We start from the raw sequence: 22,203 nt of genomic DNA on the forward strand, positions 1-22,203 counted from the left end.
CCATGGGGGGTATTCATTTCCATCGCCGCCGGCGGTTGGCGGAATACCCTAGAGGGGTATATGGTTGGTGATACCCAGTAGGGGTACCAATCCGAGAGCAAGGAGACGTGATGACGACGAACGAGTACCAGGTGACAGGGATGACCTGCGGGCACTGCGAGATGTCGGTCCGCGAAGAGGTCGGCCAGCTCGCCGGTGTCGAGGGCATCCAGTTGAGCGCACAGACGGGCCGACTGGTCGTGACGGCCACCGAGACCGTCGACGATGCACAGGTGCTCGCCGCCGTGGCCGAGGCGGGGTACTCGGCGGTGCGGGCGGGATGAGAACCGGCACACGACTCGCCCTCTTCGGGCTCGGGGTCGTGGTGGCGTTCGGCGGTGCTTATGGCATCGCCGGGGCGCTCATCCCTCGAAGCGCTGTCAGCGAATGGGAGAAGGGAACGGATATGAACGATCACGGAGCGGCACACAGTGCAGCGGATGCGCCCAAGGGGGTTTCACTCGCCGCCGATGGATTCACTCTGTCGCCGGTCGAGGCTCCGAAGGTCGTCGGCGAGACCGGCGAGCTGAGCTTTCGGATCCTCGACGTCACGGGCGCCGCGGTGACGGACTACGCGACTTCGCACGATCGGGAACTGCATCTGATCGTCGCCCGGTCGGACGGCAGCGGGTTCCGCCATGCGCACCCGGTGCTGAACGGATCGACGGGAACCTGGTCGGCCCCGTGGAAATGGACGGATGCGGGGAGCTACCGCGTCTTCGCCGACTTCACGCCGGCCGGCGCCGAAGCGCCCTCGTTGACCCTGACGCGCACCGTTGAGGTGGCGGGGGAGTTCATTCCCGTCGCGCCGCAGCCGAGCCGGGTCGACGACGTCGACGGATACACGGTCTCCCTGGCGGGCGAGCTGACCGCCGGCACGTCGAGCCGGCTGACGATCACCGTCGCCCGCGACGGCGAGCCGAACACCACGCTCGAGCCGTACCTGGGTGCGTTCGGACACCTCGTCGCCCTGCGCGAAGGCGACCTCGCCTTCCTGCACGTGCACGCCGACGGTGACGAGCCGATCGCCGGCCAGACGGCCGGCCCGACGATCGTGTTCGCGGCAGAAGCGCCGACCGCGGGGCGTTACCTGCTGTACTTGGACTTCCAGGTCGCCGGTCAGGTCCATACCGCCGAGTTCGTACTCGACGCCGCCCCCAGCATCCACTGAAGGAACGAACCATGAGCACATCAGCCCTCCCGGGTGCAGGCACCGGCGTCGAGTTGGAGATCGGCGGGATGACCTGCGCCTCCTGCGCGATGCGGATCGAGAAGAAGCTGAACAAGCTCGACGGCGTCACCGCGACGGTGAACTACGCGACCGAGAAGGCGCGAGTGACCGTGCCGAGCGGCTACGACCCGGCCGCGCTGATCGCGGAGGTCGAGAAGACCGGATACACCGCCACGCTGCCGGCGCCCCGCGTGACGAAGAAGGACGGCGAGCACGACGACGCCGACACGGAGCTGCGGTCGCTGCGCACCCGGCTGATCGGCTCGATCGTGCTGAGCGTGCCGGTGATCGCGATGGCGATGATCCCTGCCCTGCAGTTCACATACTGGCAGTGGGCGTCGCTCGCGCTGGCCGCCCCCGTAATCGTGTGGGCGGCGTGGCCGTTCCACAAGGCCGCCTGGACGAACCTGCGGCACGGCGCCGCGACGATGGACACGCTCATCTCGCTCGGCACCTCCGCGGCGTTTCTCTGGTCGTTGTACGCGCTGTTCTTCGGAACGGCCGGAACGCCGGGCATGACGCATCCGTTCGAGTTCACGCTCGCCCCCTCGGATGGCGCCGCGAACATCTACCTCGAGGTCGGGGCGGGCGTGACGATGTTCATCCTCGCTGGCCGGTACTTCGAAAAGCGGTCGAAGAAGCAGGCCGGCGCCGCCTTGCGCGCCCTGCTGGAGCTCGGCGCGAAAGAGGTCTCCGTGCTGCGAGGCGAGGTCGAGACCAAGATCCCGGTCGAGGAGCTGCGGGTGGGCGACGAGTTCATCGTGCGCCCGGGGGAGAAGATCGCCACCGACGGCGTCGTGGTCGCCGGCACATCGGCCGTGGACGCATCCATGCTCACCGGCGAAGCGGTTCCGGTCGAGGTCGCCGCGGGGGATGCGGTCACGGGCGCCACGACGAACGTCGGAGGCCGACTCGTGGTGCGTGCGACCCGGATCGGTTCGGACACGCAGCTGGCGCAGATGGCCAAACTCGTCGAGGACGCCCAGACCGGCAAAGCCGGGGTGCAACGCCTGGCCGACCGGATCTCGGGGGTGTTCGTGCCGATCGTGATCGTGGTCGCGATCGCCGCCCTCGGCGGCTGGCTGGGCGCGGGGTTCCCGGTCACGGCTGCCTTCACCGCTGCGGTCGCCGTCCTGGTGATCGCGTGCCCGTGCGCGCTCGGGTTGGCGACGCCGACGGCACTGCTGGTCGGGACCGGACGTGGGGCGCAGCTCGGCGTGCTCATCAAGGGGCCGGAAGTGCTCGAATCCACCCGCAAGGTCGACACCGTCGTCCTGGACAAGACCGGCACCGTCACCACCGGCACGATGAAGCTCGTCGACGTGGTCGTCGAACCCGGTACCGATCGCGCGGAGCTGCTGCGCCTCGCCGGCGCGCTCGAGGACGCCTCGGAGCACCCGATCGCGCAGGCGATCGCTACGGGGGCGACGCAGGAGGTCGGCGCGCTGCTCACCCCGGACGACTTCGCGAACATCGAAGGGAAGGGCGTTCAGGGGGTCGTCGATGGTCACGCTGTGCTGGTGGGTCGCGAGTCGCTGCTGGCCGAGTGGTCGCTCCAGCTGAGCCCGGGCCTCTCCGCGGCCAAGGCGCTCGCCGAGGGTGAAGGCAAGACGGTCGTCGCCGTCGGCTGGGACGGACAGGCCCGCGGCATCCTCGTCGTGGCCGATACGGTCAAGTCGACCAGCGCCGACGCCATCGCGAAGTTCAAAGCGCTCGGTCTGAAGCCGGTGCTCCTCACCGGTGACAACACGGCCGTGGCCCGGCGGATCGCCGCGGAAGTGGGCATCGACGATGTCATCGCCGAGGTTCTCCCGCGGGACAAAGTCGACGTCGTCCGTCGGCTGCAGGGCGAAGGCAGGGTCGTCGCGATGATCGGCGACGGAGTCAACGACGCCCCCGCGCTCGCCCAGGCCGATCTGGGCATCGCCATGGGAACCGGGGCCGACGTCGCGATCGAAGCATCCGACATCACCCTCGTGCGCGGCGACCTCCGCAGCGCGGTCGACGCGATCCGGCTCTCGCGCCGGACGCTCGGAACGATCAAGACCAACCTGTTCTGGGCGTTCGCCTACAACGTCGCGGCGATCCCTGTCGCCGCGCTCGGGATGCTCAACCCCATGCTCGCGGGCGCCGCGATGGCGCTCTCCAGCGTCTTCGTCGTCGCCAACAGTCTGCGGCTGCGCGGTTTCACGAGCGTCGCCCAGCGGTGAAACGGCGGTGAGCCGGGGGTGACCGGCGGGCACCTGCCGCGGGTATCGGTACCCGCGGCCGGCACCGACCCCGCGGCGAGGATCGTCAACACCGGAGGTTCATCGGGAGATCGAATCCGAACTGCGTTCGAGGCTCGGCGAACTCGTCGCGTGCGATGCCGCGAGGTCGTTCGGCAGCGCGTCCGGGCACGCTGGCGGTCGTCGGGGAGGAGACCGTCTAGTCGGTCGCGTCCGAGCTCGGGGTGCGGCGCAGAGCCGGGCGGGCGCGAAGGTACCCGGCGACGCCCACCAGCAGCGGGATCGCCAGAGTCCATCCGGTGAAGACTGCGACGGCGGCGACACCGGCGAAGGCGAGCACAGCGACCACCAGCAGTCCGCCTCGGAACGTGCGGACAGAGGCAGCCGTGCACATCACGTAGACACTGAGGAAGAGCGCGGTGGGCACCGAGACCATCTGCGCGAGGGTGAGGAGCCCGGTCGCGTACGCTCCGAGCAGCACAACGCTGGCGAGAACGATCCCGACGGGGACGAACAGTCGGCCCGGCAATCGTGGCCCGGCATCCGCTGACGGTGACAGGAGGTTCGTCGCCAGCGCTGTTCCCCCGGAGATGTAGGCGTTCACGGCCGCGAGGGTGAGGAGGACGGCGACGATCGCGCCGATCAGCGGGGCGGCGGGGCCCAGGGGCCGTTCCATGAGACGGACGAGCGGAACCGTGCCGCCGGCGTCCACCCCGAGCACGGCGATGGTCGAGAAGGCCAGCGCCAGGTAGATCAGCGTCGTCGTCGCGAACGAGATCCCGATCACCTTCGGCAGCTGTGTGCGAACATTCCGCAGTCTCACCGTGAGCGAGGCGACCGACTCCCACCCGACGAACGAGAGCATCAGACTGGAGGCGGCGCTCCCGATCGACCCCCAGCCGTGCGGGAGGAACGGAATCCAGTTGTCCGCCCGGGCGGACGGGATCGCGCCCACCACAGCGACGGCGACCATCGCCAGCAGCAGTCCGACCAGACCGAGCTGCATCCCCGCCGACGCGCGGGCGCCCGCGAGCGTCACGATGAGCACGACGACGAGCAGAATCCCGGCCGCAATCAGGCTCGTTCGGGTTCCGCCGCCGAGGAGGTCGGCGACATAGTTGCCGCCGATCAGGCAGACGACCGGCGCGCCCGCGATGACGCCGGCGAGGAAGCACCAGGCCGTCGCCGTGCCCAGGCGCGGACCGAACGCGGTCGTCACATACGTCGCCACGCCCCCGCCGGACGGGGTGCGCAGACCGAACACCGCGAACACCACGGCGAGCAGCCCGGAGACGATGAGCATGAACAGCCAGGCGAGGATCGAGGCCGGGCCGGCCGCAGCCGCGGCGAGCCCGGGGAGCAGAAGCAGGCTCGGGCCGAGCAGCGCGCCGACGTAGAGGGAGATCGCATGAGCGGTGGAGAGCGTGCCGGCTTCCTCGCTTTTCGTCATGAGGAGAGTGTGCCTCAGCCGTGGGCCGATCGACATCATTCGGCGGCCCGGCAGTGTGAGACCATGTCGCATGCCCAGTCTGATCATCCGCTTCCGCGATGCGGTGGCTGATGCGGCATCGTTGCGGTCGTGGACCGTCGACGCGAACGACGGCATCATCGCGACGGCCGGTGTTCTGGAGGGTTTCGCTGGCGCGGGAGCCAGTGATGCGACGCTCCTCACGGCGGCGCTGGTCGCCACCGTCGCCGGCGGGCTCAGCCTGGGCGGCGCCAAATGGTCCGAGAGCGCCGCCGAACGGGATGCGCAGCTCGCGGTGGCGCGGGAGGAGGCGGTGCAACTCGCCCTCAGCCCCGAAGACGAGATCGTCGAGCTGGCGGGCTACTACGAATCCAAGGGTGTGGCCGCCGGGTTGGCGCGTCAGGTGGCGGAACAATTGACGGCCGCGGATGCACTGGGCGCGCAATTGGAGGCCGAGCACGGCATCCGGGAAGTCATGTCCCGCGGCGCTCCCGTCTGGGCGGGGGTGACGGCGAGCGCCGCCTATGTGCTGGGCGCGTTCATCCCGTTGCTGATCACGATCCTGGTGCCGGGGAGGCTGGAGGCCTGGGCTGTGCTCGTGGCGGTCGTGCTCTCATTGGTGCTGACGTCGATCGTCAGTGCGCGCAGCGGGCACACCACCGTCTGGCGGACGATCGCTCGGTCGGTGGCGGTCGGTGTCGGGACGCTGGGCGTGAGCTACCTCGTGGGCGCGCTGATCTTCTGAGCGATGTCGGCGAGCAGGTCGCCGTGCCCTACTCCGAGATCGGAGAGTCCGTGGCGTAGGACTCCAGTTTCGCCTGCACCCGGGCGAGAGCCGCATCCGACAACTCGGTGGGGCGGGACACCGCCACCCAGGCGTCGAGGATGACGTCGCCGTAGTTGTGGCCGTGCCGCGCCGGGACGCTCTCGCCGAGAAGCATGTCGACGAGCACCTGAGCGCCGGTGACGAGGGGGATCCACCGCATGTCGCTGCTGATGTCCGGGCCACGCTTGCCCGGCTTCAGCCAATCCGGTTCGCTCCACAGCAGGGAAGGACCGAGCCAGGTGACCGGATCGCTCGCGTGCTGAAGATAGGCGACGCGGGGAGCAGTCCACGGCCCGGGCAGACGATCGAAGTCGCCGCGGCTGGAGAGCCAGCGCACTTCGGCCCCGTCGTCGAGCACGGGCTGCCAGGCAGGGCTGCCGGGCGTGCGCGCATCCTGCAGCTCATTCCAGAGCGGGGTGCCGTTCGGGCTTCCGACGAAGAGAGCGCCATCGGTGCGGGTGCGCACATCGGCGAGGCTGGTGAAGACAGACTGCATGCCGTGCGCGCCCAGACTCAGCCCGTAGGCGATCAGCTGTGGCCGGTGGCCGGAAGGGAGGGCGGCCCACTTCGCGTGCACCGCGTCGAAGAGCGCCTTGCTGGCGGCGACAGGGAGCTCCTGGTCGAAGACGAAGGAGACCCAACTGGGGGTGTACGCGTACTGCATCGACACGATCGCGGTGTCGCCGCCCTGAAGGTATTCCAGGGCGTCCATCGCCTGGGGTTCGAGCCAGCCCGAGCCGGTCGTCGTCGCGACGACGAGCACGCGGCGGTCGAAGGCGCCGGTGCGAACGAGCTCCTGCACAGCCAGCGCGGCACGCGCCTCGAGGCTCACCCGTTCGGTCATGCCCACATAGACGCGGATGGGGGTCACGGCCGGCTCGCCCGTGAGCGCGCTGATCTGTTCCGCGGTCGGACCACCACCGACGAAGGCGCGGCCCTGGCTGCCGAGAGCGTTCCACGCAACCGCGGAGCCCGGCCCGGCCGAGCGGTACGTGGAGGCCGGCTCGCGCACATCGGTCTGCACCACGTCGTTGCGGGCGGAGTATACGCGGTCGACGGCGAACATCCCGAGCGCACCGACGCCCGAGCAGACCAGCGCGATCACGAGAGCGGTCGCGAGAAGGGATGCGGCGGTGCTTCCGATGCGCACGCTGCGCGGCGGCACGGCCTCGCCGCTTCGTCGTGTGAGCAGCGCGGAGATCAGACGCCGCAGCCAACGGAAGAGCCGGGCGACGGCGCGCCCGAGCGCGATGGCTGCCACGCTCACCACCAGGGAGACCGCGAAGTAGGTGGCGTAGTCGGCGGCGTCGATCGGGGGCATCTCTACCAGCCGGCGCACATCGTTCTGCCATGCCACGGCCGCGAAACGCAGCCAGAGGGCGCCGGCAGCGGCCGCCACCCAGAACACCCACCAGACGATGACGACGGTTCGGCGGCTGGGACGCCACGGGATCGCGCGCCGCACGATCCAGAACAGGCCGGCTCCGACGGCATAGCCCAGACCGAAACCGATGCCCGCGATGAGCCCCTGGAAGAGCGCGGGTCTCGGCACCAGCGAGGGGGTCAGAGTGAGGGCGAGGACGAATCCGCCGATGATGAGGCCGCCGAAGTCGAGGTGCAGCCAACGGGGGAGGGAGAGACGACGGATGCGGGATCCTTCCGAGTGCGCTGGACGACACAAATCTAGCGCCTTCCCGGAGCCTGTTCGGCCGCGGAACTACAACCAGCCTCGCTCGTCCGCCACACGCAACGCCTCCATGCGGTTGCGCGCCGAGGTCTTCGCCATCGCACCCGATAGATAGTTGCGCACGGTGCCCTCGGAGAGGTACAGCTTCGCCGCGATCTCGGCGACGGCGGCACCGGAGCGGGAGGCGATGAGCACATCGCGCTCGCGAGCCGTGAGCGGGGACTCGCCCGCGGCGAGGGTCGCAGCGGCCAGCGCAGGGTCGACGACGCGCTCGCCGCGCATCACCCGGCGGATCGCGTCGGCGAGAACGTCGGCGGGTGCGTCCTTCACGACGAAGGCGACGGCGCCGGCCTCCATCGCGCGGCGGAGGTAGCCGGCGCGGCCGAATGTGGTAAGGATGACGACACGGCAGGACGGCAGCTGCGCGGCGAGCACGGCCGCGGCGGCGAGACCGTCGAGGCCGGGCATCTCGATGTCGAGGAGGGCGACATCCGGATGCTCGGCCATCGCCGCGTCCACCACCTCGTCGCCGCGGCCGACGGAGGCGACGACCTCGAAGTCGTCGTGCAGATTCAGCAGTGCCTGCAAGGCCTGGCGGACCAATTCCTGGTCGTCGGCCAGGAGGAGTCGGATCGTCATGCTGCGGCCCCCGGCACCGCCTCCAGGCTGGCGCGCACCAGCCAGCCGCGCGGGGCGGACGGGCCGGCGTCGAACCGGCCGCCCGCAGCGGCGACGCGCTCGCGCAGCCCGGCGAGGCCCGAGCCACCGGATGCGGTCGAGCCGTCGCCGTCGTCGCGGATCTCCACGCGGCTCTCGGTCACGGTGACGGTGCATCGCGTTGCATGAGCATGGCGCACGACATTGGTGATGCCTTCGCGGACGACCCAGCCGAACAGTTCCTGACGGCTCGCGTCGGTGACCTCGACGGCGGTGGGGAGGTCGGCGGTCACCCCGGCAGCGCGCAGCAGCTCGCGCGCGTTCGCCAGTTCGCCCGCCAGCGTCACCTCGCGGTAGCCGGAGATCGCGGCGCGCATATCGGCGAGCGCCTGACGCGAGAGTTCCTCGACCTCGCTGATCTCCTGCAGTGCGGGGGAGTGCTCCTTCGCGGCGAGCTGGCGAGCGAGGTTGCTCTTGATGGTGATCGCGGTGAGCGAGTGGCCCACGAGGTCGTGCAGATCACGCGCGATACGGTTGCGCTCCGCATCGGAGGCGAGACGGGCGACCTCGGCGCGGGTCTCGAGCAGGCTCTGGTTGGCGCGCGCGATCTCGCTGAACGCGTAGACGAGAAGAACCGTGAACACGATCATGATCCCCTGTACCCAGCCCGGCCCGGTGTGCCAGACGGGGACCAGCCACGGTACCAGCACGCCGGCGATGGCCGCGACGACGGCGAACGGCAGGATCCGGCGCCGCAGCACCGGAGTAGCCATCGAGAGGATCACCGCGCAAAGGTAGAAGGCGTACTCGTGGGCGAGCGGGATCACGGCGAGGAAGAACACCGTCATTGCGCCGAGCCGGATCCAGAACGAGGGCCGGTCGCCGCGGGCGAGCGAGCCGCCCCCGATGAGGTAGCAGATGCAGAACGCGACGACGATCACGTAACCGACGATGGCAGCTGGGCCCGTCGAGTACAGCCCGACCCCCGTTGCGGTGATGAGCGGATAGACGAGCATCCCCGCCCCGAGGACCAGGCGCCGCCAGCCCCGCGCCCAGCCCTGGAGCTGGGTGGCGGGGTGCTCGTGCAGTGTCATCGAGGGGATTCTATGCGGCGGCGAAGACGGCGCGCAGGTGTTTTCCATTGACGACGAGCACGATGCCGATCAGCAGGAGCCCGCAGACGGCCTGTTCGATGCGCATCCAGAGTGGTAGGAAACCAGGAAGGGAGACGATGACGGCGATCGCGACGACCATCGCGCCCGACATGATGCGGATGCGGAGGAAGGCGCCGCGGGAGCCGCGGGTGGTGCCCCGCGCGAAGAAGAACATCAGCAGGGCGCTGACGACGACGATGGTCCCGCGCACGATGACGACATCGGTGACGGCTCCCGGCACCCGCGCCAGCGCGAATGCAGCGACGAGCGCAAGCACACTCAACCCCGCGTAGGAGCCGACGAGAATCTTCAGGGTGCGGAACGCCGAGGCGCTACGCGGATGCCGCAGGGCATCCCGGGGAACGGCGACGGCAGGGCGGTTCTGGACGGTCATGATGCTCCTTCGGTCGAAGAGACGATCGGTACGACACCATGCTGTCCGCCCCCGGATTCGGCGGGTAGTGAGATCGCCCACCGGCCCGCGATGACATTTGTCACATCGCGGTCGAACCGCGCGGATCGGCCATGGCCGGTCGCTCGATACACTCGGGGGATGCGCGTGCGCCCGATCGACCTCGTGGACGTCTTCGTCTATCTGGTGGTGCTCGGAGTGTTCATCCAGTTCTTTCCGCAGGTGGTCTCCGAGACCTTCGTGCTCTCGCTCCTCACGGCCGTCCTCCTCAAGATCGTGCTCGAGGCGGTGCTGTGGGCGAAGAAGACGATCGTGGCCCGGCTTCGGGCGGCCCGGAGCATCGCTGGTCGGGTCATCGGCACAGTGACGCTGCTGCTCGTGCTTCCTGGGAGCAAGTTCCTCGTTCTCGAATTGGTGGCGCTCGTCTTCGGCGATGCGGTTCAGCTCGGCGGGTTCTTCCCGGTGACGGGGCTGATCATCGTCCTGATGCTCGCCCGCCGAGGGGTGCGGAGGCTCTTCGCGCGGGAGCAACCGAACGCGGGCGCCGAACCCGCCGGCTGAGCACCCGGAACGCCAGCGTTCACGCTGCGCTAAGTTGGGCGGATGCTGGACGACGCGGAGTTCCTGGACCACGTGGCTTCGGCCCTCGCCGAGCTTCCCGGCGTGCTCGGGGTGGCCCTGGGCGGCTCGCGGGCCCAGGGGGTCAGCCATCCCGGCAGTGACTGGGACTTCTCGCTCTACTACCGGTCGACCTTCGACGCGTCCGCCGTGCGCGGGCTGGGCTGGGCCGGGGAGGCGACCGACGTGGGCGGTTGGGGCCCGATCTTCAACGGGGGCGGGGCGTTCACGGTCGAGGGCCGGCCGATGGACATCCACTATCGGGACCTCGACCTCATCGACCGCATTCACGACGACGCCGAACGCGGCGAGTTCCGCATCGAGCCGCTACTGTTCCACCAGGCCGGCATCCCGACCTACATCCTCCTTGCCGAACTCGGCGTGAACCGGGTATTGACCGGTGATCTGCCTCGATGGGAGTATCCGGATGCGCTGCGCGAGTCGGCACCGCCCGTCTGGTGGGAGGGTGCCCGACTCACCCTGCACTACGCCCGCAAAGGCCATGCGGCGCACGGCCGGGTCGCCCAGTGCGCCGGCCTGCTGAGCGAGGCCGCCTGCCGCACCGGCCACGCGATCCTGGCCTGCAACGGCGAGTGGATCACCAACGAGAAGCAGCTCCTCACCCTGGCCGGTCTCCGGGAGGTCGACGGCGTGATCGCGAGGCTCTCATCCGAGCCGAAGGCGCTGATCGCCGCGGTCGACGAGGTGGGGGCGATCCTCCGCCGCGCCGCCGCGGAGGCGGGCGTCGTCGACGCTGTTCAGCGCGACCGGTGACGCCGCCGGCCGGCTGACGGTCAAAGCACCTCGCGTGCGCTGGGCGGCGGAAACGCGGACGAGGTCTGAACGCGGGCGAGAAGGGCGGAGTCGATGCGGTCGAGCGCGAGCCGCACGGCGCCCAGCGCGACGGACTCGTCTCCCAGCGTGGAGAGGGTGAGCGGCGGCGCCCCGTCGAAGAGCAGATCGAGATGCTTGCGGATCGCCGCGACGATGACGTCTCCGCCGCGGGAGATGCCTCCACCGAGGACGATCAGCTCGGGATCGACGGCTAACGACATCGCTGCGACGCCCAGCGCCAGATGGGAAGCGAAGCTGTCGAGCGCGGCGAGCGCGGCGGGCTCGCCGGTGGCCGCTGCGAGGAAGAGCTCCTCGCGCGTGGCCCCGATCCCGTGCGCGTCGAGACGGGCCACATCGGAGGGCGCGTCCGCCCAACCGAGCTGGGGGAGGGCGCCGACGAGGCCGACGGCGCCGGAGTGGCCGCGGAAGACGCGACCGTCGACGAGGAGACCGGCGCTTGTGCGGTTTCCCGAGAGGATGTAGACCACGTTGCGGGCGCCGCGGGCGCTTCCCCGCCAATGTTCGGCGATCGTGCCGAGCGTATTGTCGCTGTCGACGACGACGGGTCGGCCCCACCGGTTGCTCAGGCGGGTGGCGAGATCGAGACCGACCCAGCCCGGCAGGCCGTTCCCGCCGTAGCGTCGCACGACGCCCTCGGGGCTGATCACGCCGGGGGAGCCGGCGCCCATCGCCCACACGTCGTCGAGGCGGAGACCTGCCGCGTCGAGACAATCGTTCACCGCGGCCTCCGCGGACGCCAGCCGGTCGAGCATGCCCAGGTCTTCGGTGACGTCGAACCGACGGGTGGCGAGGATGTGACCGCTCAGATCGGCGGCGACGGCGAGGACCTTGTGCACACCGATGTCGATGCCGACCACCGCCCCCGTCTCGGCGAGAAAACGGTAGGTCTTGGCCGGGCGGCCTGGTCGGGCGTCGCGCTCGACATCGTCTGTGTCGCCCGCCCAGCCGAGGGCGACGAGATCGCGCATCACGTCTTCCGCGGCGGTGCGGGAGATGCCGAGGCGTTTCGCGAGCTCGGTGAGCGTCTGTCGTTGCTCGCGCAGGGCGAGGAGGGCGGCGTGACTGTTCATCCGGCGCAGGAGGGAGCGGTCGCCGGCTGCTGATGTGTCGATCAAGGGACCCCCGGACATATTGGAACGCGAAGTTGGTTATTTATCGTAGCGCAGCGCTTGACGAAGGCCATGTGTTTCGATAATTTAAAGGCAAAGTTTGATTATTAATCAGACGATCTCCCCCTTCCCTAAGGACCGACACATGAAACGAACCCGCAGCATCACCCTCGGCACCGCCGCCGTCGTGGTCGCGCTCGCCGCCGCATCCCTCGCCGGTTGCGCCTCGTCCAGCGGCGACGATGTGAACGCGAAAGCGACGATCAACTACACGATCTGGGATGCGACGGCACTGAAGCCGTACCAGAAGATCGCCGCCGAGTTCACGAAGGAACACCCGAACGTCACCGTCAACGTGCAGGCCCTTCCCTGGGACCAGTACTGGACGAAACTGCAGACGCAGGCGTCGAGCAAGACCCTGCCCGATGTGTTCTGGATCAACGAACCCAACGCGGGGCTCTACGCGACGGGCGGAGCCCTCGAACCGCTGACCGGAAAAGACGGCTTCGACCCCGAGAACTTTCCCAAGGCGATGATCCAGAGCTACACCTTCGACGACAAGCTCTACGCCTCCCCGACCGGGTACGCCACGATGGGGGTCTGGTACAACAAGGCCCTGTTCGACAAGGCCGGTGTCGCCTATCCTGCCGCCGGCTGGACGGATGAGCAGTTCACAACGGCAGCGCGCGCGATCAGCGCGAAGCTGAAAGGGGATGGCGTCTACGGGGCAGCTGCGGCGCCGTGGACCGGGCAGGAAACGTACTACAACACGATCATCCAGGCCGGGGGCCACGTCATTTCCGCAGACGGCACGAAGTCGGGCTACGACGACCCGGCGACCATCAAAGGTGTCCAGCTCTGGGTCGATCTCGCCAAGGAGGGCGTGTCTCCGAGCGTGCAGCAGATCACAGACACCCCGGTGGCGCAGTACTTCACCTCGGGCAAGTTGGCGATGATGTGGTCCGGTCCGTGGAACGCCAACTCGCTCAAGAGCGCGGGGAACGCGGCCGACGTCGCGGTGGCCGCGCTGCCGACCGGATCGAGCGATCTCGTCACGACCGTGCAGGGCGGCGCGGACGCCGTCTCCGCGTGGTCGAAGCACAAGGCCGCCGCCCAGGAGTTCCAGGCGTTCCTCGGCTCCACGAAGGCGCAGACGATGTACGGCGAGGCCGGTCTCGGCATCCCCGCCTTCACCGGTGCGGCATCGAGCTTCACCGATGCCTTCCCGCAGTGGGATCTGTCGATCTTCGCCGAGCAGGCCGCGAAGGCGGCCCCGTACCCGGTGTCACTCGATACCGCCGCCTGGAACAAGCTCGAGAACGACTACCTCACGAAGGCGTGGACCGGCGAGCTCAGCACCGAGCAGGCGTGCAAGGAACTGGCGGCCGCGATGAACGCGGTGCTCGCCAAAGAGAAGAAGTAATGGCCGTGACCGCTTCGGTGGCGACCGGACGGGCGGCGACCGCCGCCCGTCCGGGGCGCCGCTCCGCCCGCCGCTCCGACGGGATCTGGCCCTGGCTGTTCCTGATCCCGATCCTCGTCCCACTCGCGATCTTCTTCGTCTGGCCGCTGGTGCGCACCGTCTACTACAGCTTCACGTCGTGGGGGTTCTTCGGCGATGTCTCCTGGGTCGGACTGCAGAATTACGCGCGCTTGTTCACCGACCCCGACTTCGCGCTCGCTCTCGGGAACACGGCCATCTACACGCTCATCGTGCTCGTGAACGTGCCGATCGCGATCTGGCTGGCCGCGCTCATGAACCGGCCGGCGCTGCGCTTCCGCTCGTTCTACCGAACGCTCTACTTCCTGCCCGTCGTGACCATGCCGGTCGCCGTCGCGATCGTCTGGCGGATGCTCTACAGCGGCGACTTCGGGATCATCAACTACGTTCTCTCCTGGTTCGGCGTCCGAGGCCCGTATTGGCTGTCGACGCCCGGCCTCTCGCTCGTCGCCGTCGCGGTCGTGGGCATCTGGCTCTCCCTCGGGTTCAACATCATCGTGTTCAGCGCCGGGTTGCAGAGCATCCCACCCGATCTCTACGAGGCGGCTTCGATCGACGGAGCCTCCCCGGGGCGGCAGTTCCGCAGCGTGACGCTGCCCCTGCTCACGCCGACGATCTTCTTCGTGACCGTCCTCACACTGATCGGCGGCTTCCAAGTGTTCGACCTGATCTTCGTGATGCTCGGCACCGGCCCGAACGCCGCCCACTCGCAGACCCTCGTCTACTTCTTCTACAACGAAGGGTTCCTGCAGAACGACAAGGGGTACGCCACGGCCATCGGTGTGGTCATCATCGCCATGATCGCAGCGCTCACCGCGATCCAGTTCAAGGTGCAGAAGAGATGGGTGCACTATGAGTAGCTCGACATCGGCACTGAACGGTCGCCGACGGCGGTCGACGAGAACGGGTTCGCAGCTCGGCGTGCACGTGGTGCTCCTGCTCGGCGGGGTGGTGATGGTGTCGCCGTTCCTGTATCAGGTGCTCGCCACGTTCATGTCCAACGATCAGATCACCTCGGTGCCTCCCGTCCTCTGGCCGACGACCTGGAATCTCGACAACTATCTCGGCGTCTTCACCCAGATTCCGTTCCTGCGGCAGCTCGGCAACACGGTAGTGATCACCGTGCTCACGACGGCGGCGACGCTCATCCTCTGTGCGCTCGGCGGCTATGCGTTCGCCCGCATGAGGTTCCCCGGAAAGGGCGCGCTGTTCTCGATCGTGCTCTCGATGCTGATGGTGCCGGGGACGCTGCTGCTGATCCCGCAGTACCAGACCGTCGAGGCGTTCGGCTGGCTCGACTCATTCGCCGGGATCGTCGTTCCCGGCCTCGTCAACGCTTTCGGGATCTTCATGATGCGGCAGTTCTTCCTGGGGCTGCCCCACGAACTGGAGGAGGCGGCGCGGCTCGACGGCGCCAATCCGTTCCAGATCTTCTGGCGCATCATGCTGCCGCTGGCGAAGCCGGGGCTGAGCGCGCTCGGCATCCTGACGGTGCTCGCCTCGTGGTCATCGCTCCTCTGGCCGCTCGTCGTGGTGAACACCCAGGACATGATGCCGTTGTCGGTCGGTCTCGCGTCGTTCACCGGGGAGCACGGCAGCGAATACCCGTCGATGCTCGCCGCCGCCCTGATGGCGATGCTGCCGATCATGATCCTCTTCCTGTTCATGCAGCGACGGGTGATCGAAGGAATCGCGTTCTCGGGGCTCAAAGGTTGAGCCCGATGCAGACAGTGGAGAGGGGACCTCGATGAAGAGGCGCACGTTCCTGGGGGCCATTGGCGCCCCATTGCTGGTCGGCATGTTCGCCGGCGAATCGCCCATGGCGGCCGCCGCCGTTCCCATCGGCCCGAAGACGGGTGCGCCGGCCACCGGCGCCCCCTCGTTCCGGGTCGACTCGCATCGCGGAAGTCCCGCGCTCTTCGTGGATGACGTGCCCCGATTCCCCATGTACCTGTTCGAGCAGGAGATCTCGGTGCACGACGGGCAGGTCTTCGATGCGGCCGGCGTCGAGTTCTACTCGTTCATCGAGAAGGACAGCTATCTCGACCTCGGCTGGACGGGCCCCGGCCAGCAGGACTTCAGCGTGATCGACCGCGTGCTCGCCACGTTCGATGCCCGGGTCGCCGCCGGCTATACCCTGCCCCGGCTGCACCTGTGGGCGCCGTCGTGGTGGCTGGACGCGCATCCGGCCGAGGTGCTCGGCTACGCCGTCGACCCGTCCGGAGCGCAGCTGGAACGGGATGCGTCCTTCGCCTCTGCGACCTGGCTCGCCGAGGCCGGTGTGCGGCTCCGCGCCATGATCCGCCACATTCTCGACGGGCCGCAGGGGGAAAGGGTGATGGGGGTGACGCTCGCCGGCGGACTCTACGGCGAGTGGCTGTACTTCAATGCGGACTATCTTCCCGACACGACGGAGTCGATGCGGCTGGCGTGGGTCGCCCACCTGCGCACGAAATACGGCAACGATGCCGGTCGGCTCCACGCCGCGTGGAACGACCCCACCGCAGACTTCGCAACGGTGACGATCCCGACCACGGCCGAGCGCCGCTCGACGAGCATCGGACTCTTCCGCGACCCGCTGAGCGCTCAGAAGGTGATCGACTACTACGAGGCGTTCCATCAGGCCGTCGTGGATGCGATCGACCATTTCGCGTGGATCGTGAAGGACGAGAGCGGCGGATCCCTCCTCACTTCCGTGCTGTACGGCTACACGCCCGATCAGGGCTATTTGCCGCAGGAGCAGCACCACCGTGCCGCGGCCGCCTTCCACCGGCTCGGCGATGTGGACCTCGTGACCTCACCGCACTCGTACTACCGCCGTGCCCCCGGCGATGACGGCGCGTACCGCACCTACACGGAGAGCGTCAGCCTGCACGGCAAGCTGTTCGTCGACGAATCGGACGACCGCACCCATCTGGCGGCTCCGGGCACCTCGTTCGTCTACGCCACGACGATGGCAGAGTCGCTCGGCATCGTGCGCCGGGCCTTCGGTCAGGCCGTGACCCATGCGACCGGCCTCTGGTACATGGACCAGTCGTCCGGGCTCTGGTACGCCGATCCGGCCTTCGCGACCGAGTTCGCCTCCCTCAAGCACTGGGGCGACTATTCGATGAACGTTTCGCGCAAGCGCACTTCCGAGGTGGCCGTCATCTCGGTGACGGCCGGTGAATTCTCGCTCGGCGGTGAGACGGACACGACGGCGAAGCTGTTCGAAGGGCCGACGCTCAGCAGCCGGCAGGGAATGGGGGAGCTGAGCAGGGCCGGCGCCCCCTTCGACCGCTATCTGATCGAAGACCTCGTCGACGGCTCGGTTCCGTCTGGATACAAGGTCTACGTGTTCCCGGACGCGTTCCGGCTCACCGCCGCCGAGCGAATCGCTGTCGATGCGCTCAAGTCGGGCGGTCGAACCCTCATCTGGGGGTGGGCTCCCGGCTACGCGACCGACTCCGGGCTTTCCAAGGCCGCCGTCGAGAGCCTCACCGGGTTTTCGCTCTCTCTCACGACGGCGTCGGGCGGCACACCACCGGACCCGAACACGCCGCTGCGACAGGAGTCGTTCGAATCGGGCGGCTTCGGGTCGGCTTTCAGCGCCGGCGCGGTAGGCACGACGGGAACCATCACCAGCCAGCCCGCCGAGGTGATCGCCGGGGCGTTCTCGGTGAAGGGGACGGCTCCAGCGACGAAGGATTGGCAGGAGTTCCTCTACTCGGTCCCGTCGGCCGTGCCGCTGGAGGCGAACGCAACCTATCGGGTGACGTTCCGAACCAAGACGCTGACCGCACCGGGCGCGGGCGCGTACTTCTACTTCGTCGCGCGCACCGGATCCGGTGGCGTGCCCCAGGACGTCGGATCGAACCAGTGGTCGGATTCGGTCGGCGCCTCCGCCCAGAAGTCGTTCGAGTTCACGCTCAAGAACTTCTCGGACTACTACCTGATCTGGGGAATCCACAACGGCGGAGGCCTCAGCATCGACGACGTCGTCATCACGAAGACCAAGAACGCGGGGCTGCCGCCGGTGAGCTATCACCTCGACCCGGTGCTCTTCCCCGGCGTGCCGGAGGCCCGGGGCGGTGAGATCCAACTCGACCCGCTGTTCGTTCCGACGGGAACCGGGTTCACGACGCTTGCACGCTCGACGGATGCGCAGAGCATCCCGGTCATCGCGGCGAAACAGCTGACGGGTTGGCGTTCTGTGCTCGCGACGACCCCGCCCGTCCCCTCGGCGGTGCTCCGCAGGCTCTACCGGGATGCGGGAGTCTGGGTCTACCAGGACTCCGACGATAACTTCGAGGCGAACGCTTCCTGGGTGTCGGTTCACGCGGCGACCGCGGGAACGAAGACCGTCGCGTTCCCGACTCCGGAACCGGTCTACGACACCACGGCCGGTCGCCTTCTCGGCACATCCGTGAGCACGGTGTCGCTGACGATGGCCAAGGGGGACACCGCGATCCTCACCCGCTCGAATCCGTTCGTGCACGGGGGTGTGACGTTCGACTTCGAGACGGGGAGCTTCGCGAGGAGCCATTTCACGCCGGGCTTCAACGGCACCTACGGCACCATCACCTCGGCGGCCGGAACCGTTGTCGCCGGAGCGTACTCGGCGCACGGCGCTGCGCCGGTCACGACCGACTGGTACGAGTTCCTCTACTCGAACCCCGCCGAGATCGTCCTGCGGGCCTCCACCACCTACACGGTCCGCTTCACGACGAAGTCGGTTCAGACCCCGGGGGTCGGCGGGCACTTCTACTTCCTGGCACGTAGTCAGGCGGTCGGCGCCTCCTCCGATGCGGGGTTCACCACCTGGACGGACCCGGTCGGCGTCGTCCAGAGCCGCGAGGTCACCTTCACCACTGGAACACCATCCGACTACCGCCTCATCTGGGGCCTTCGCAATGGGGGAGCACTCTCTGTCGACACCATCACGGTCGTTCAGCATGACTGAACGGATGCCCGGTCCGGTTCCTCTGCTCATCGAGACCGATCTCTGCGACGATGTCGACGATGTCGGCGCCCTGGCGGTCGCTCATGCTCTCGCCGACGCTGGGGAGGTGAGCATTTTGGGAGTGGGGGTGAACACCACAGGACACTGGAGCCTCGGGGCGGCGCAGGTCGTGAACGCGTTCTACGGCCGGCCGCAGACACCGGTGGGCATCCGTCAGCCGACCGACGAGTCGACGGGACCGGAGGACTACGCCAAAGCCCTGACCCGGCTCTATCCCGATCTCGTCGGCCTGCCGCGTGACACGGCCGCGGTTCCGATGCTGCGTCGCGCCCTCGCCGGGGCCGGCGACGATTCGGTGACGCTCGTGTCGATCGGCTACCTCGGCAACCTGATCGATCTGCTTGATTCGACGCCCGATTCGGGCAGCCCGCTCGCCGGGCGTGAACTCGTGAGGGCCAAGGTGCGCCGCACTCTGACCATGGGAGGCCAGTTCGATGTCGTGGCCATGCGGGATCACGCGCCCGAGTTCAATTTCGCTGGGAACCCGGAAGCGACCGCGCGTTTCGTCGAGGAGTGGCCGCATTCGATCGACTTCGTCGGCTGGGAGACGGGCTGGAACATCGTGACGGGATCGACGCTGACCGCCGCGCAGGGCGCGGACAGCCCCGTCGCGATCGCATACGCGCTGCACAGCGGGGACCGCAACGGACGCTCGAGCTGGGACCTGCTCACCGTCGCCTTGAGCACCCCGCTGTTCGACGACCTCGTCGACTTCGGCGAGCCCGGAACGGTGAGCGTGGATCGCGAGGGCCGGTCGACCTGGACGGCGGCACCCGGTGGGCGGCATCGCGTTGCGCGTGTGCGTGGATCGATCGAAGAGACGGCCGACCGACTCGATCGATGGCTGTGCGCACCACCTGCCTCGACGGCCTGGCTGGAGCGCACCTCGCTGGCGGCCGTCAGCGTGGGAGGAGAGAGATGACGATGAGACTCGGTGTGGTCGGTGCGGGGTCCCGGAGCAGTCTGGCGACACTCGCGACAGAGTACGACGCGCAGATCGTGGCGGTCGCGGATACGACGGCGGCCGGTCGGATGCGAGCGGTCGAGACGTTCGGCACCGGCCCGGTCGTCGTGGAGTCGCACACAGCGCTCTCCGCGGCCGACCTGGACGGAGCGTTCGTCCTCACCCCCGACGGCACGCACGCGGAGATCGCGGTCGACCTGCTGAGGATGGGCGTTCCCGTCTATCTGGAGAAGCCGATGGCGATCACGGTGGAAGACTGCGACTTCATCCTCGCGGTTGCCAGAGAGACCGGAACGGGCCTCTATGTGGGGCACAACATGCGCCACATGCCCGTGATCCGGCTGATGCGCGATCTGGTACTCGCCGGGGAGATCGGCGAGGTCAAGCAGATCTGGTGCCGGCATTTCGTCGGTCACGGTGGCGACTTCTATTTCAAGGATTGGCATGCCGACCGCTCCCAGTCCACGGGATTGCTGCTGCAGAAGGGGGCTCACGATCTCGATGTGATCCATTGGCTCGGCGGGGCGCCGACACGGCAGGTCGTCGCGATGGGCGACCTTCAGGTGTACGGCGGTATCGCCGATCGGCGGGACAACTCCGACCGGTTGATGGGGCGTCGCGCCAGCCTCGACAACTGGCCTCCCCTCGCTCAGGCCGAACTCAATCCGGTCATCGACGTCGAGGATGCGTCGATCGTGACGATGCGCCTGGCCAACGGCGTGCTCGCCAGCTACGAGCAGTGCCACTTCACCCCCGACTACTGGCGCAACTACACCGTGATCGGCACCGAGGGCAGGATCGAGAACTTCGGCGACTCGGACGGCGGGGTCGTGCGTCTCTGGAATCGCCGCAGCGAGTACTCGGCGGAGGGCGATCGTTCGTACCCGATCCCGGTGGGCGAGGGAACGCACGGTGGTGCCGACCGGGCGATCGTGCGGGAATTCATCGACTTTCTGCGCGGGCGCCGCGTCACAGAGACCTCTCCGGTCGCTGCGCGCGACGCGGTGGCGGTGGGCGTGGCTGCCACCGAGTCGTTGCGCACAGGGTCGGTGCCCCGCACGATCCGGCCGATCGAGCCGGAGCTGGCCGCGTATTTCGCTGCAGGTCAGATGTCGTAGGCGGCCCGCTCCGTCACCGGGGTCTATGCCTCGGCCGCCCGGAGCCGGGCGGCCGGCACGGCGGCGGCGAGGGCGAGCGCGACGATACCGACGAGAAGCAGGGCGAACCACGGGCCGGCGCCGTCGATGACGATGCCCGCTGCCGCAGAGGCCAGCGAGGCGCCGAGGTTGACGGAGGTGTTGATCCAGGTGGAGGCCTCGGTGCGGCTCGCCTCCGGCACGACGGTGTCGGCGATCAGGTAGCCCGTGATGAGCGAGGGAGCCAGGAACAGCCCGACGAGCGCGAGACCCGCCGCGAACAGCCAGAGCGGGCTCAGCTGCGAAACGAGCAGCGCGGCGAGCCCCATCCCGGCACAGAGGACGAACAGGCGTGCCCCGAGGCGGGATCTCAGGTGCACGTGACCGTAGATCAGTCCGCCGATGGCGCTGCCGGCGGCGAATGCGGCCAGGAGCCAGCCGGATGCGCCGATCGCGCCGTGCTGCTCGGCGACCGCCGGCGCGGCGATCTCTGCGACGCCGAGAACACCGCCGACGCCGAGCAGCACGATGAGCACGCGCGCGAATCCGGGCTGACGCAGAGGCCGATCGCCGCGCCCCGCAGCCTCGCCGGAACCCCGCAGCGCGCGCGAGGACCGGCTGGAGGTCATCCCGACGGTGCCGACGAGGACGGCGCCTGCGGTCACCCAGAGGCCGACGCTGGGTGAGGTCGTGACGATGATCGCGGTGACGATGACCGGTCCGGCCACGAAGAGCAGTTCCTCGCAGACCGCGTCGAGGCTGAACGCGCGCGAGCGCTGCCGACCGGCCGTAGTCAGGGAAGACCAGACCATCCGCATCGCGGCCCGAGCGGCGGCGCCGTCAACCCGACGACCGCGCCGAGGGCGGGGAACCACGCATCCGGCGCGCCGTCGACATCGACGAGGAGGGCGAGCGCGGCGAAACCGGCCGCTTGCCCGACCGCCAGGGCAGTCAGCGCGGTCCGTTGGCCGAACCGGTCGACGATGCGCGCGCGCCAGGGGGCGGCGACCACATTCGCCAGACCGAACGCGGCGGACGCGAACCCGGCTTGGGCGAACGAGCCGGTGCTCTCCTGCACGGCGAGGAGCAGGGCGAGGCCGCCCATCGCGAGGGCGGAACGGCCGAGAAGAGCGGGGAGGAAGGCGCGGAGGGCGCCGGGGAGAAGAAGGACAGCGAACATGGGGAACTCCGGTGATGTGCGGCCGGCACCGGGGCGCGGCCGCGAAAGTCTGACGGTTATCGGGGGCCGGAGGGCACGAAGAAACGCACCCTCGACGGGGGAGAACCTGCGCGGGAGAGACGCAGGACCGTCAGAT

20 protein-coding genes are annotated in these 22,203 nt (G+C 68.6%); 12 read left to right on the plus strand and 8 right to left on the minus strand.

What is annotated here, in order from left to right:
- The first annotated feature begins 110 nt into the window (after positions 1-110).
- Genes K5L49_RS17975 through K5L49_RS17985 form a run of 3 tightly spaced genes read left to right on the plus strand, consistent with a single transcriptional unit; the run spans position 111 to position 3,480 of the window.
- On the plus strand, positions 111-323 hold the full coding sequence (locus K5L49_RS17975) for a heavy-metal-associated domain-containing protein (RefSeq protein WP_223694909.1): 213 nt from the start codon (positions 111-113) through the stop codon (positions 321-323).
- Positions 320-1,210 carry a heavy-metal-associated domain-containing protein gene (locus tag K5L49_RS17980; RefSeq protein WP_223694910.1) on the plus strand — a complete coding sequence of 297 codons (891 nt, stop codon included), beginning with the start codon at positions 320-322 and terminating at the stop codon, positions 1,208-1,210. The genes K5L49_RS17975 and K5L49_RS17980 overlap by 4 nt, the downstream gene beginning before the upstream one ends.
- Positions 1,211-1,221: 11 nt before the next feature.
- Positions 1,222-3,480 (plus strand): heavy metal translocating P-type ATPase, encoded by a 2,259-nt coding sequence (locus K5L49_RS17985; RefSeq protein ID WP_223694911.1) that lies wholly within the window; start codon positions 1,222-1,224, stop codon positions 3,478-3,480.
- A 217-nt stretch (positions 3,481-3,697) separates the two neighbouring features.
- On the opposite strand, the gene K5L49_RS17990 is transcribed toward K5L49_RS17985, so the two are convergent.
- Positions 3,698-4,948 carry an APC family permease gene (locus K5L49_RS17990; protein ID WP_223694912.1) on the minus strand — a complete coding sequence of 417 codons (1,251 nt, stop codon included), beginning with the start codon at positions 4,946-4,948 and terminating at the stop codon, positions 3,698-3,700.
- Positions 4,949-5,018: 70 nt separating this feature from the next.
- Between K5L49_RS17990 and K5L49_RS17995 the strand changes: the two genes are divergently transcribed.
- Positions 5,019-5,711: a VIT1/CCC1 transporter family protein gene (locus K5L49_RS17995; protein WP_223694913.1), complete on the plus strand. Its 693-nt coding sequence runs from the start codon at positions 5,019-5,021 to the stop codon at positions 5,709-5,711.
- 28 nt (positions 5,712-5,739) lie between these two features.
- On the opposite strand, the gene K5L49_RS18000 is transcribed toward K5L49_RS17995, so the two are convergent.
- Genes K5L49_RS18000 through K5L49_RS18015 form a run of 4 tightly spaced genes read right to left on the minus strand, consistent with a single transcriptional unit; the run spans position 5,740 to position 9,684 of the window.
- Complete coding sequence (locus K5L49_RS18000; protein ID WP_223694914.1) at positions 5,740-7,473, minus strand: alpha/beta hydrolase; 1,734 nt, start codon at positions 7,471-7,473, stop codon at positions 5,740-5,742.
- Positions 7,474-7,509: 36 nt separating this feature from the next.
- Positions 7,510-8,118 (minus strand): response regulator transcription factor, encoded by a 609-nt coding sequence (locus K5L49_RS18005; protein ID WP_223694915.1) that lies wholly within the window; start codon positions 8,116-8,118, stop codon positions 7,510-7,512.
- Positions 8,115-9,230, minus strand: a complete 1,116-nt coding sequence (locus K5L49_RS18010) for a sensor histidine kinase (protein WP_223694916.1) — start codon at positions 9,228-9,230, stop codon at positions 8,115-8,117. Before K5L49_RS18010 ends, K5L49_RS18005 begins: the two co-directional genes overlap by 4 nt.
- A gap of 10 nt (positions 9,231-9,240) precedes the next feature.
- Positions 9,241-9,684 carry a hypothetical protein gene (locus K5L49_RS18015; RefSeq protein WP_223694917.1) on the minus strand — a complete coding sequence of 148 codons (444 nt, stop codon included), beginning with the start codon at positions 9,682-9,684 and terminating at the stop codon, positions 9,241-9,243.
- A gap of 159 nt (positions 9,685-9,843) precedes the next feature.
- On the opposite strand from K5L49_RS18015, the gene K5L49_RS18020 reads away from it, so the two are divergent.
- Complete coding sequence (locus K5L49_RS18020; protein WP_223694918.1) at positions 9,844-10,263, plus strand: hypothetical protein; 420 nt, start codon at positions 9,844-9,846, stop codon at positions 10,261-10,263.
- A 42-nt stretch (positions 10,264-10,305) separates the two neighbouring features.
- The gene (locus tag K5L49_RS18025) at positions 10,306-11,094 is read left to right on the plus strand and encodes a nucleotidyltransferase domain-containing protein (RefSeq protein ID WP_223694919.1); all 789 of its coding nucleotides are present in this window, start codon (positions 10,306-10,308) and stop codon (positions 11,092-11,094) included.
- Between the two features lie 20 nt (positions 11,095-11,114).
- Here the strand turns inward: K5L49_RS18025 and K5L49_RS18030 are convergent, their stop codons facing one another.
- Positions 11,115-12,290 carry an ROK family protein gene (locus tag K5L49_RS18030; RefSeq protein ID WP_223694920.1) on the minus strand — a complete coding sequence of 392 codons (1,176 nt, stop codon included), beginning with the start codon at positions 12,288-12,290 and terminating at the stop codon, positions 11,115-11,117.
- A 139-nt stretch (positions 12,291-12,429) separates the two neighbouring features.
- On the opposite strand from K5L49_RS18030, the gene K5L49_RS18035 reads away from it, so the two are divergent.
- The 6 genes from K5L49_RS18035 to K5L49_RS18060 are packed head-to-tail and all read left to right on the plus strand — an operon-like array spanning position 12,430 to position 20,869.
- A complete protein-coding gene (locus K5L49_RS18035) occupies positions 12,430-13,707 on the plus strand; it encodes an ABC transporter substrate-binding protein (protein WP_223694921.1) in 1,278 nt (425 codons plus the stop codon).
- The gene (locus K5L49_RS18040) at positions 13,707-14,645 is read left to right on the plus strand and encodes a carbohydrate ABC transporter permease (RefSeq protein WP_223694922.1); all 939 of its coding nucleotides are present in this window, start codon (positions 13,707-13,709) and stop codon (positions 14,643-14,645) included. Before K5L49_RS18035 ends, K5L49_RS18040 begins: the two co-directional genes overlap by 1 nt.
- Positions 14,638-15,501: a carbohydrate ABC transporter permease gene (locus K5L49_RS18045; RefSeq protein WP_223694923.1), complete on the plus strand. Its 864-nt coding sequence runs from the start codon at positions 14,638-14,640 to the stop codon at positions 15,499-15,501. The genes K5L49_RS18040 and K5L49_RS18045 overlap by 8 nt, the downstream gene beginning before the upstream one ends.
- 31 nt (positions 15,502-15,532) lie before the next feature.
- A complete protein-coding gene (locus tag K5L49_RS18050; protein WP_223694924.1) occupies positions 15,533-18,727 on the plus strand; it encodes a hypothetical protein in 3,195 nt (1,064 codons plus the stop codon).
- Positions 18,720-19,709, plus strand: a complete 990-nt coding sequence (locus K5L49_RS18055; protein WP_223694925.1) for a nucleoside hydrolase — start codon at positions 18,720-18,722, stop codon at positions 19,707-19,709. Before K5L49_RS18050 ends, K5L49_RS18055 begins: the two co-directional genes overlap by 8 nt.
- Positions 19,706-20,869 carry a Gfo/Idh/MocA family protein gene (locus K5L49_RS18060; RefSeq protein ID WP_223694926.1) on the plus strand — a complete coding sequence of 388 codons (1,164 nt, stop codon included), beginning with the start codon at positions 19,706-19,708 and terminating at the stop codon, positions 20,867-20,869. Before K5L49_RS18055 ends, K5L49_RS18060 begins: the two co-directional genes overlap by 4 nt.
- Positions 20,870-20,892: 23 nt before the next feature.
- On the opposite strand, the gene K5L49_RS18065 is transcribed toward K5L49_RS18060, so the two are convergent.
- Complete coding sequence (locus K5L49_RS18065; protein WP_223694927.1) at positions 20,893-21,699, minus strand: MFS transporter; 807 nt, start codon at positions 21,697-21,699, stop codon at positions 20,893-20,895.
- Entirely contained in the window at positions 21,681-22,067 is a 387-nt protein-coding gene (locus tag K5L49_RS18070; RefSeq protein ID WP_223694928.1) for a hypothetical protein, read from the minus strand. Before K5L49_RS18070 ends, K5L49_RS18065 begins: the two co-directional genes overlap by 19 nt.
- Positions 22,068-22,203 lie beyond the last annotated feature (136 nt).

This window comes from Leifsonia poae (assembly GCF_020009625.1).
GTDB classification, from domain to species: Bacteria; Actinomycetota; Actinomycetes; order Actinomycetales; family Microbacteriaceae; genus Leifsonia; species Leifsonia poae_A.